General features: G+C 75.2%; 1 protein-coding gene. It reads left to right on the forward strand.

Translation table 11 applies throughout. The features are described from left to right. Window positions 1-45 precede the first annotated feature (45 nt). Window positions 46-12,888 (forward strand): type I polyketide synthase, encoded by a 12,843-nt coding sequence (locus AB0N07_RS25490; RefSeq protein ID WP_365838774.1) that lies wholly within the window; start codon window positions 46-48, stop codon window positions 12,886-12,888. Window positions 12,889-12,899: the final 11 nt, after the last annotated feature.

Here is a 12,899-nt window from a genome sequence, read left to right on the forward strand (position 1 = left end):
GCGCGTGAGTGGCCGGCCGGTGCCGGGCGGCCGCGTCGTGCGGGTGTGTCCTCGTTCGGGATCAGCGGCACCAACGCCCACGTCATCCTCGAAGAAGCCCCTCTCGAAGAAGCCCCTCTCGAAGATGCCTCTGTCGAAGAGGCCTCTCCCGGTGATTCCCCCGAACTCGTCGCCCCGGACGACCGTCCTGTGCCGCTCGTGCTCTCCGCCCGCACGCCGCAAGCGCTGCGCGACCAGGCGAGCCGTCTCCTCCCCTTCCTCCGGGAGCCCGGCAACGCCGTGCGTGACCTGGGCTTCTCCCTGCTGACCACACGCCCCCTCTTCGATCGGCGTGCCGTCGTGTGCGGAACCGACCGGCAGACGATCCAGGACGCGCTCACCGCGCTGGCCGCAGGCTCACCCAGCCCGGACGTGGCCGAGGGCGAGGCGGCTGTCACCGGCTCGGTCGCCTTCGTCTTCCCGGGGCAGGGGTCGCAGTGGGCGGGGATGGCGGCCGAGTTGCTGGATTCGTCGCCGGTGTTCGCGGCGCGGATGGGTGAGTGTGAGGCGGCGTTGGCGCCGTTCGTGGAGTGGTCGTTGACGGAGGCGGTGCGGTCGGGTCGGGCTTGGGAGGGCGTGGACGCCGTTCAGCCTGCTCTGTTCGCGGTGATGGTGTCGTTGGCGCAGGTGTGGCGGTCGTTCGGGGTCGTTCCCGATGCGGTGGTGGGGCACAGTCAGGGGGAGATCGCGGCCGCGGTGGTGGCGGGTGCGCTGTCGTTGGAGGACGGGGCACGGGTCGTCGCGCTGCGCAGCCGGGCATTGGGTGCGCTGGCCGGACGCGGCGGCATGGTCTCCCTCGCCCTGCCGCCCGACCAGGTGCGCGAACTCGTCGCGGAACGCCCGGGACTCTCGCTCGCCGCTCTCAACGCCCCGACGGCCGCCGTCGTCTCCGGCGACCCGGCCACCCTCGACGCCCTGCTCGCCGACTGCGAGGCCAGGAACGTGCGCGCCCGGCGTATCGACGTCGACTACGCCTCCCACTCCGACCACGTCGAGGAGATCCGCGAGGAGCTGCTCGGCGCGCTGGCCGGTCTGCGGCCCGCCAGGAGCCGTATCCCCATGTACTCCACGGTCGCCGACGGCGGATGGCTCGACACGGAGGGCATGGACGCGGACTACTGGTACCGCAACCTGCGCGAGACCGTCGGTTTTGAACCCGCCGTACGTGCCCTGGCCGACTCGGAGTTCACCGCGTTCGTCGAGGTCAGCCCGCATCCGGTGCTCACCATGGGCGTCTCGGAGACCGTCCAGGACACCGGCGGCGTCGCACTCGGCACCCTGCGGCGCGGCGAGGGCGGCATGCAGCGCGTCGTGCGGTCGCTGGCGGAGGCCTTCGTCCACGGCGTCCCCGTCGACTGGCAGCCCCTGTTCGACGGCACCGGGGCCCGCACGGTCGAGGTCCCCACCTATCCCTTCCAGCGCAGCCGTTACTGGCTCAACCCGCCCACCGCCGCGGACCCCGGCCCCGCCGCCGATTCGGCCGACGCCGGGCTGTGGCAGGAGATCGAGGGCGCGGACCCCGGGACCGTCGCCCACTCCCTCGGCGTGGCCCCCGACGCCGCCGGTGAAGTCCTGCCCGCGCTGTCCGCCTGGCGGGAGCGGCGGCTGCGCGAGCGGCGTGCCGACGCACTGCGGCACCGCATCGGATGGCGGCCCCTCTCCCTCGCCGCATCGGCCACCCTCCCCGGGCGCTGGATCGTCGTACGTCCTCAGAACACCGGCGGCCAGGACGTGGTCGACGCACTGGCCGCCGCCGGCGCCGACCCGGCCGTCGTCACCGCGTCCGGCCCGGAAGACGACCGTGCCTTCCTCAGCGAGGCTCTGCGCGCCGCCGTGGCCGACGGCCCGGTCGCCGGAGTGCTGTCGCTGCTCGCCGACGAGGAGCGCCCGCACCCGGCCCACCCGGACGTGCCGGGCGGCCTGGCGCTCACCCTCGTCCTGGTCCAGGCGCTCGGCGACAGCGGCATCGCGGCGCCCCTGTGGTGCGCGACGCGCGGTCTGGTCGCCGTCGGCGGCGGCGAGCTGCCCGGCGCGTGGGCGCAGGCCGCCGTCGCCGGGCTCGGACGGACCGTAGCCCTGGAACGCCCGGACCAGTGGGGCGGACTCGTCGACCTGCCCGCCGAGGTGGACGAACGGTCCGCCGGCCGGCTCTGCGCGGTGCTGGCCCGGGTGAAGGACGAGGACCAGGTCGCAGTGCGGTCCTCCGGTGTGTTCGGGCGGCGGATCCTGCCCGTGACGGGGCGCCATGAGGTCACGCGGAGCCCGGCTCCGCACGGCACCGTGCTCGTCACCGGCGGAACCGGCGGCGTCGGCGCCCATGTGGCCCGCGACCTGGCCACACGCGGCGCCGACCACCTGCTGCTGGTCAGCAGGCGCGGCCCGGCCGCCCCCGGAGCCGACGCGCTGCACGCCGAACTCACCGAGCTGGGCGCCCGGGTGACGATCGCCGCCTGCGACGTGGCCGACGGCACGGCCCTGCGGGCGCTGCTCGGCAACATCCCCGCCGAGTCGCCCCTGACCACCGTGATCCACGCCGCCGGAGTCCTCGACGACGGCACTCTCGACACCCTCGACACCGCCCGGCTCGCCACGCTGATGCGGGTCAAGGTCACCGCCGCACGCGCCCTGCACGAGGCCACCGCCGCGCTGGAGCTCACCGACTTCGTGGTCTTCACCTCCTTGATGGGCGTCCTCGGCAGTGCGGGTCAGGGCAACTACGCCGCCGCCAACGCAGCACTCGACGCACTGGTCGCACAGCGCCGGGCGGTCGGCTTGCCCGGTACGGCCATCGCCTGGGGCGCCTGGGCCGGCGGCGGCCTGGTCGAGGCCGGGACGGCCGAGCGCCTGAAGTCCCTCGGCATCGCCGCGATGGACCCCGAGGACGCCGTCAGGGCCTACTCCGCCGCTCTGGCGAACGGCGACGACCTCGCCGTCGTTGCCGACGTGGACTGGGACCGCTTCCAGCAGGCCGTCGCGCTGCCCGGCACCGCGCTGCTGAGCGCACTGCACTCCGGCACCGCCGAGGCGGCCCCGGCTCCACAGGAGCGCCCGGTCCGCGGCGAACTCGCCGCCCTGCCCGCCGGCGAGCGCGCCCGGTACGTCACCGACCTCGTCCGCACCCACGCGGCGGCCGTCCTGCGCCACCGGGCCGGCTCCGACATCCCGGCATCCCGGGCCTTCGCCGAACTCGGCTTCGACTCGCTCACCGCCGTGGAACTGCGCAACCGGATCGGCGCCGCGACCGGGCTGCGCCTGCCGGCGACCGTACTGTTCGACCACCCCACGCCCCAGTCCCTGGTCGCCCACCTGCTCTCCGAACTCGCCCCCGGCGACGCAGGGCCGGACACCGGCGACCACACCACCGGGACCGGTACGGCGGACGTGTACGACGAACCGATCGCCGTCATCGGCATCGGCTGCCGGTTCCCCGGCGCCCACGGCCCCGAAGCCTTCTGGGAGTTGCTGCGCGAGGGGCGTGACGTCATCGCCGACTGGCCGGCCGACCGCGGCTGGGACACGGCACGGCTCTACCACCCCGACCCGGACCGGCCGGGCACCACCTACAGCCGCAGCGGCGGCTTCCTCACCGACGTCGGCGGCTTCGACGCGGAGTTCTTCGGCATCTCCCCGCGCGAGGCACTGGCCATGGACCCCCAGCAGCGGCTCCTGCTGGAGACCTGCTGGGAGACCGTCGAGCACGCGGGCATCGACCCGGCCTCCCTGCGCGGCCGGCCCGTCGGCGTGTACGTCGGCACCAATGGCCAGGACTACGCGCTGCGCCTGGACGGCGCCCCCGACGTGTCCGAGGGACACGCCCTGACCGGCAACACGGCCAGCGTGATGTCCGGCCGGGTGTCGTATGCGTTCGGCCTGGACGGGCCCGCCCTCACCGTCGACACCGCGTGCTCCTCCTCGCTGGTCACCCTGCACCTGGCCGCCCAGGCCCTGCGGCGCGGTGAGTGCGCCCAGGCCCTGGCCGGCGGGGTCACCGTCATGACCACACCCAAGCTGTTCGTCGAGTTCAGCCGGCAGCGCGGCCTGGCCCCGGACGGCCGTTGCAAGGCGTTCGGCGCGGACGCCGACGGCACCGGCTGGGCCGAGGGCGTCGGCATGCTCCTGCTGGAGCGGCTGTCCGACGCCGAACGCCACGGCCACCGCGTCCTCGCCGTACTGCGCGGCACCGCCGTCAACCAGGACGGCGCCAGCAACGGGCTGACCGCCCCGAACGGACCGGCGCAGCAGCGCGTGATCCGGTCCGCGCTCGCCGACGCCCGCCTCACGCCCGACGACATCGACGCGGTGGAGGCACACGGCACCGGCACCCGGCTCGGCGATCCCATCGAGGCCCAGGCTCTGCAGACGGTGTACGGCGAGAGCAGGGGCGCCGGCAGGCCGGTGTGGCTCGGCTCGGTCAAGTCCAACATCGGTCACACCCAGGCCGCCGCGGGTGTCGCCGGGGTCATCAAGATGGCCCTCGCCCTCCGCCACGGCGTCCTGCCCGCAACCCTGCACGCCGCGGAACCCAGCCCCCACGTCGACTGGGACACCGCGGGCCTGAGGCTGCTCACCGAGGCGACGCCCTGGCCGCAGACCGACCGGCCGCGACGCGCGGGCGTGTCCTCGTTCGGCATCAGCGGCACCAACGCCCACGTGATCGTCGAACAGGCGCCCACCGGCCCGGCCGACCGGCAGCCCCAGTCCGTACGACCTCAGTCCGTACAACTCCAGTCCATACGGCCCCAGTCCGTACGATCCCTGCCGCTGCTGCTGTCCGCACGCACCCCGGCCGCCCTCCGCGCCCAGGCGGCCCGGCTCGCCACCCACCTGGACGCGCACCCCGACGTCCCGTTGCCCGACGTGGCCCGCGCCCTGGCCGTCGGACGCTCGGCCCTCGACCACCGCGCCGCCCTCACCACCGACGACCGGACCGCGGCCCGTGCCGCCCTCGATGCCCTGGCCGCCGGCGCACCCGCCGCCGCACTGCTCACGGGCACCGTGGCAACCGGCCGCACCGCGTTCCTCTTCCCCGGCCAGGGCAGCCAGCGGCCCGCCGCCGGTGCCCGCCTCTACCGGGACGAGCCCGTGTTCGCCGAGGCCCTGGACGAGGTGCTCACCCAGTTCGCACCGCACCTCGACGTGTCCCTGCGCGACCTCCTCTTCGCCGCCCGGGGCAGCCGTGAGGCGTGCCTGCTGGACCGCACCCGCTACACCCAACCGGCCCTGTTCGCCCTGGAAGTCGCCCTGTTCCGGCTGCTCGGCCACTGGGGCGTCGTGCCGGATCTGCTGCTCGGGCACTCGGTCGGCGAACTGACCGCCGCGCACGTCGCCGGAGTACTCGACCTGCCCGACGCCTGCGCCCTGGTCGCCGCACGTGGCGCGCTGATGGAGCAACTCCCCGACGGGGGCGCGATGGTGGCCGTCGAGGCCGCCGAGGACGAGGTCGCGGCCCACCTGGATGGCGCGGTCGCCGTCGCCGCAGTGAACGGGCCGCGGTCCGTGGTGCTCAGCGGTGACGAGGACGCCGTCCTCGCCGTGGCCGACACCTTCCGCGCCCAAGGCCGCCGGACCCGTCGCCTGTCCGTCAGCCACGCCTTCCACTCACCCCGCATGGACGGCATGCTCGACGCCTTCCGCGAGGTCGCCGCCGGACTGTCGTACGGCGAACCCCGCATCCCCGTGGTCTCCACCCTGACCGGCAGGACGGCCACCGCGGAGGAACTCGCGTCCCCGGATTTCTGGGTGCGGCACGTGCGGAGCACCGTGCGCTTCCTCGACGGCGTCCGGGCGCTGGCGGACGCGGGCGCCACGACTTTCCTGGAGGCCGGGCCCGGCGGCGCTCTCTGCGCCCTGCTGACCGAGTCGCTTCCGGGCGGCGAGGCGATCCCGCTGCTGCCGAAGGACCGCCCCGAGGGACCCGCCGTCCTGGACGCCCTGGCCCGACTCCACGTCAGGGGCGTGGCCGTGGACTGGTCGCCCGGTGCCAAAGGCGCGACGTCCGCCCGGCACGTCGACCTCCCCACCTACCCCTTCCAGCACGAACGGTTCTGGCCGCAGCCCGCGCCGTCCGGCGGCACCGACCCCCTGTGGGACCTGATCGGCGGCGCCGACGCCCCGGCCGTCGCCGAGTCGTTGGGCCTCACGGAGCAAGCGCCCCTGAGCGACGTCCTGCCCGCGTTGACGGCCTGGCGCTCCCGGCACGAGGAGGAGGCCGAGGCCGCCCGCCACCACTACCGCGTCGACTGGCAGCCGCTGCCCACCCGTGCCGCGGCCCGCCTCGACGGCACCTGGCTGCTGCTCGCACCCGACGACGGCGACGACGGTCTCCTCGCCTCCTGCGGCCACGCGCTCCGCGAGAACGGCGCCCGGGTGACGGTCCTGCGTACCGCACCCGACATCACAGGGCCGGAACTCGCCGAGAATCTTTCGGACGGCCTCGCCGGTGTCGTGTCCCTCACCGGGCGACTCCCGCTGACGGTGCGTCTGCTCCAGGCTCTCGCGGACCACGGCAGCCGGGCCCGGCTGTGGTGCATCACAACCGGTGCGGTGGCGACCGGCCCGGCCGAGGCACCCGACCCCGAGCAGGCACAGCTGTGGGGCCTCGGTCGGGTCGCCGCGCTGGAACACCCTGACCGCTGGGGTGGTCTCGTCGACCTTCCCGAGCGTCCCGACGCCGCCGCACTCCGCACGCTGTGCGCCTGCCTGAGCGGCGAGGCCGGTCCCGAGGACCAGATCGCCGTACGGCAGACCGGTCCGCTCGGCCGCCGGATCGTCCCCTCGGCCCCGGTGGACGCGCCCGCCTGGGCGCCGCAGGGGACCGTGCTCGTCACCGGCGGCACCGGCGGGATAGGCGCTCAGGTGGCCCGCTGGCTGGCAGCCCGGGGTGCCCGGCATCTGGTGCTGACGGGACGGCGCGGCCTGCGGGCCCCGGGAGCGGCCGAACTCCGCGCGGAACTCCAGGCGTCGGGAACCCGGGTGACGATCGAGGCCTGCGACGTCGCCGACGGCTCCCGCCTCGGAACGCTCCTCGACCGCCTCCGTGCGGACGGCAGCACACCGCGCGCGGTGTTCCACGCCGCCGGAACCGTCACCGACACGCGCATCGAGCACTGCACCCCCGCACAGTTGCGCGCCGAACTCGCCGCCAAGGCCGACGGCGCCGACCACCTGCACGACCTGCTCGCCGACACACCGCTCGACGCGTTCGTGCTGTTCTCCTCCATCGCCGGTACCTGGGGCAGCGGCGGCCAGGCCGCGTACGCCGCCGCCAACGCGCACCTCGACGCGCTCGCCGCCCGCCGCACGGCCGCCGGCCTGCCCGCGACCTCCGTCGCCTGGGGGCCCTGGCAGGACACCGGAATGGCTGCGGGCGAGGCGGGCCGCAGCCTGAGCCGCCACGGCCTGACCGGACTGCCGCCCGCCGTCGCGCTCGGCGCCCTCGGCCGGATCCTCGGCGCCGGCGAGACCCACGCCGTGGTGGCCGACGTGGACTGGGCGCGGTTCGTCCCGGTGTTCACGTCCGCGCGGCCCAGCCCGCTGCTGGAACCGGTGACGGCCGAGCCGCAGGAAGCAAGTGGCCGACAGGAACACACGCAGTCCTGGCAGGAGCGACTGGCCGCCCTGCCGGGAGCGGAGGGCCGCAGGCTGCTCGTCGAACTCGTCAGCCAGGAGGCGGCACGGATCCTGGGCCACGCCTCGTCGGAACGCGTCGATCCCGAACGCCCGCTGCGCGAGATCGGGTTCGACTCCATCACGGCCGTCGAACTGCGCAACCGCCTCGTGCGGGCCACCGGCCTGAACCTGCCGGTCACCGCCCTCTTCGACCATCCCACCGGAACCGACCTTGCCCACCGCATCCACGCGGACCTCACCGGCACCGACGCCGAGGCCGACGCCCGACCTCCCGTGGACGTACGGGATGCGGACCTCGCGGAAGACCCCCTTGCCGTCGTCGCGATGGCCTGCCGCTTCCCGGGAGGCGTGCGCACCCCGGAGGACCTGTGGCGGCTCCTGGCCGACGAGGTGGACGCCATCGGCCCGCTCCCCGCCGACCGGGGCTGGGAGGCGGCCGCGGCCTTTCCCACCTCGGGAGGCGGCTTCCTCGACGAGGCGGGCGACTTCGACGCCGCCTTCTTCGGGATCTCCCCGCGTGAGGCTCTGGCGATGGACCCGCAGCAGCGGCTCCTCCTGGAGGTCTCCTGGGAGGTGCTGGAACGCGCCGGCATCGACCCCCTCTCCGTACGCGGCAGCCGGGGTGGCGTGTTCGTCGGTGTCGCCTCCCAGGGCTACGGCACCGGGCCCGGTGCCGCCGTCGACGAGGTGGCGGGCCATCTGCTCAGCGGCAACGTCACCAGCGTGGCGTCCGGCCGCATCGCCTACACCCTGGGCCTGGAGGGGCCGGCGGTCACGGTGGACACCGCGTGCTCCTCCTCGCTGGTGGCCCTGCACCTGGCCGGGCAGGCACTGCGCTCCGGCGACTGCTCGTTCGCGCTCGTCGGGGGCGTCGCCGTGATGGCCGCCCCGGACGTCTTCCTGGAGTTCGGCAAGCAGGGCGGTCTCTCGGCCGACGGCCGCTGCCGCTCGTTCGCGGACGGCGCCGACGGCACCGGCTGGGGCGAGGGAGCGGGCGTCATCCTGGTCGAGCGGCTCTCCGAAGCGCGTCGCCATGGCCACCCGGTCCTCGCCGTCGTACGCGGCACCGCCGTCAACCAGGACGGCGCCAGCAATGGGCTGACGGCCCCCAACGGGCTGGCCCAGCAGCGGGTCATCCGCGAGGCACTGACCAGCGCAGGACTGCACGCCGAGGACGTGGACGCGGTCGAAGCACACGGCACCGGCACCGCCCTCGGCGACCCCGTCGAGGCCCAGGCGCTGCTCGCGACGTACGGGCAGAGGCGTGAACGACCGCTGTGGCTCGGGTCGTTGAAGTCGAACATCGGACACACGCAGGCCGCCGCAGGTGTGGCCGGCGTGATGAAGACGGTCCTGGCCATGCGGCACGGCCTGCTGCCCCGGACCCTGCACGCCGACACGCCCACCCCGCAGGTGGAGTGGTCCAAGGGCTCCGTCCGGCTGCTGGACCGCGCCCGCCCCTGGCCGGACACCGGCCGCCCCCGACGCGCCGGCGTCTCCGCGTTCGGCATGAGCGGTACCAACGCGCACGTGGTCCTGGAGTCGGCGGCTGGTGTGCCCGCGGCGCCCGTGGCCTCCGCGGCGGACGACGAGTACGCGGTCGCCGACAGCAAGCCCGCGGCCTCGGGCGCGCCGGACGGTGCGCACGCGGTGGTGGAGGCGGCCCATCGCAGGTCTGTTGGTTCGGCGGTGGCGGCCGACGCCCACGCGGTCGCGGAGGCGGGCGACAGCACGCCCGCAGCCTCGCCCGAGGCGGACGCCGCGCATACCGAGCAGGGGCCCTCGACCCCGGCGGCCCAGCCGGCCGCGTCGGCCGACGGCCCCTCGACCCCGCTGCCCTGGCTGTTGTCCGCCCGTACCCCGGCCGCCCTGCGCGACCAGGCCCGGCGCCTGCACGACCACCTGACCGCGCACCAGGACCTCGCACCGGCCGATGTCGCGTACACCCTCGCGACCACCCGCTCCGCCCTGCCTCACCGTGCCGCGGTGATCGGCGCGGACCGCACCCGGCTCCTGGCCGCCCTCGACGGTCTGGCCGCCGGACCGGCCGCCGCCGTGCAGGGCCGGGCACGCGGTGCCGGCAGGATCGCGTTCGTCTTCCCCGGCCAGGGCTCTCAGTGGGCCGGGATGGCCGTCGAACTGCTCGACAATGCACCGGAGTTCGCCGCGCGGATCGCCGAGTGCGAGCAGGCCCTCGCCCCGCACGTCGACTGGTCTCTTAGGGAAGTCCTGGGCTCCGCGGGCGACCTGGAGCGGGTCGATGTCGTCCAGCCCGCCCTGTTCGCCGTCATGGTCGCGCTCGCCACGCAGTGGCAGGCGGCCGGGGTGCGGCCCGACGCCGTGGTGGGACACAGCCAGGGCGAGATCGCCGCCGCCTGCGTGGCAGGAGTCCTGACCCTCGAGGACGCGGCGATGGTTGTGGCACTGCGCAGCCGGGCACTGCGCCGGCTGTCCGGGGCGGGTGGCATGGCCTCCCTAGCCGTCGGCGAGGAACGGGCTCGCGCCCTCCTGGCCCCCTTCGGGGACCGGATCTGCGTGGCCGCGGTCAACGGCCCCGACGCAGTCGTCGTCGCAGGCGAGCCCGCCGCCCTGGACGCCCTGGTCGCCGCCTGCCAGGCGGACGGTGTGCGTGCCCGGCTGATCCCGGTCGACTACGCCGCCCACTCGGCCCAGGTGGAACAGGTGCGCGACGACCTGCTCACCGCCCTGTCCGGCGTACGGCCCCGACCGGGCGACGTTCCGTTGTACTCCACCGTCACCGGCGAACGCATCGACGGAACGCGGCTGACTGCCGACTACTGGTACCGCAACCTCCGCGAACCCGTCGCCTTCGACCGCGCCACCGACCGGCTGCTCGCCGACGGACACGACCTGTTCGTCGAGACCAGCCCGCACCCGGTGCTCACCGCCGGCGTCGACGGCACCGCCGACCGTGCCGGACGCCCCGCCACCGCCGTCGGCACCCTCCGGCGCGAAGACGGCGGCCCCGACCGGCTGCTCACCTCGCTCGCCGAGGCCTGGACCGCCGGCGCCGAGGTGGCCTGGCCGCGGTTGCTGCTCCACAGCGCCCCCGGCGCTCAGCGGGTCGACCTGCCCACGTACGCCTTCCAGCGGACCCGCTACTGGCTGCCCAGCCCTGGCCGTGCCACGCAGGCGGACGGCCTCGTGGACGGCGCCTTCTGGGCGGCTGTCGCCGAGGGCGACCCGGCCCGGCTGGCCGCCGCCCTGGGCGCGGACCCGGCCGACGCCCCCGACGGCTTCGGTCCCGCCCTGCGCGAGGTGCTGCCCGTCCTGTCCGGCTGGCGCCGAGCCCGCGAGGAACAGCGGGCCCTGGACACCTTCGGCCACCGACTGCGCTGGCAGCCGCTGCCCGAACCGCCCGCCGCCGCACCCACCGGTGACTGGCTGGTGGTGGTGCCCGAAGGGCATGCGGACACCCCGCCGGCCCGTGCCTGCCTGGATGCGCTGCGGCTGGGTGGAGCCCAGGTGCGGACCGTCACCACGGATCCGGCCGCCCCCGGCGACACCCTCCGTACCGTGACCGAGGCCGTGACCCCGTCCGACACCGGTGTGCTGTCCCTGCTGGCCCTGGACGAACGCCCCGCGTCCGGCCGTGGTGCGACGCTCACCGCCACTCTGGAACTCCTGCGGGCACTGGACACCCGGGGTGTCCCGGCCCCGCTGTGGTGCGTGACGAGCGGTGCCGTCGCCGTACACCCCGACGAACCCCTGACCCGCCCGGGCCAGGCCCGGCTCTGGGGCCTCGGCCAGGTCCTGGGCCTGGAGCAGCCGCAGCGCTGGGGCGGCATCGCCGACCTGCCGGCCGACCCCGGCCCCGACGAGGTGCGCCGGCTCGCCGTCCTGCTGGCCGGCGGTCAGGAGGACGACCACCTGGCCGTACGCGCCGACGGCGCCCACGTACGACGCCTGGTCCGTACATCGCCCGCCGCGGCCCCCGAATCCCCCGGCTGGAGTCCGGTGGGCGGCACCGTGCTGGTCACCGGCGGCACGGGAGCGCTGGACGCGGACATCGCCCGCCGGTTCGCCGCCGACGGCGCCCGGCACGTCGTCCTCGCCACCGGAGGCGAGCCGCCGTCCGGGCTGCGCGACGAACTCACCGCCCTGCGTACCTCGTTGACCGTCGAGCGACCCCCCACCGACGTGTCCCGGCTGCTGTCCGCACTGCCCGCCGAGGCACCGCTGGCGGCCGTCGTCCACCTGGCCGACGCCCCGGCGGCACCCGGCACGCCCCTCGCCGACCTCACTCCCGAGGCACTGGAGCAGACCGTCCGCCAGACGCTCGGCCCGGTCCCCGACCTCGTCGAACTGATCGCCCCCGAAACCGCCGTCGCCGTCCTGTGCCCGCTCGGCGGCATTTGGGGGGCAGCCCGCGAAGCCGCGTCCACCAGCGGCTACGCCGGCCTGCGCGCACTGTTGCGGGCCTCGGGCGGGCGTCGCTTCCTCATGGCCGTCGGCGGACTCGACCCACGGTCGACGCAGACCGAGCGTCCCCTCCCGGCCGACACGGTCGCACGGGCGCTGAGCCAGGCGCTGAAGAGCGGCGAGCCCGATCCCGTCCTCGCCGACGTGCGCTGGGACCGAGTCGTCGCCGCAGTACCGACGGACCGGGCGCTGCGCCTGCTCGCCGAACTGCCGGAAGCCACCGCGGACGCCCGGTCCGGTGACCAGGAGACGGGCACCGGCGAACTCGCCGCACGACTGGCGCCGTTGGACGAGCCGGCCCGCCGACGGCTCCTGCTGGATCTGGTCGCCGACCACGCGGCGGCCGTCCTGGGCCACTCCGACCGCCAGTCGGTCCCACCGGAGCAGGCGTTCTCCGCGGTCGGCTTCGACTCGATGCTCGCCGTGCAGTTCCGCAACCGGCTGCGCGCCGCGACCGGCCTGCCGCTGGCCGCGACCGTCGTCTTCGACCATCCCACCCCGCTGGCCCTGGCCGACCATCTCCACGAAGGGCTGTGCGGCCTGCCCGACACCCTCGCACCGGCACTCTCCGAACTCGACGCGCTGGAGGCCGCCCTGACCGCGGCCGACCCCGGCGCCCCGGGCGCCGACGACATCGGGCCGCGCCTGCAGAACCTGCTGCGTGTCTGGGCCCGGCGTACCGCGCCCGAGGACCGGCCCTCCGACGCAGACGACATCGGCTCGGCCAGCGCCGACGAACTCTTCGAACTCCTTGACAACAACTTCGGAATGGCCTGAGGAGCGCCGCC

Source organism: Streptomyces sp. NPDC051172 (assembly GCF_040682555.1).
In the GTDB taxonomy this organism is placed as follows: domain Bacteria; phylum Actinomycetota; class Actinomycetes; order Streptomycetales; family Streptomycetaceae; genus Streptomyces.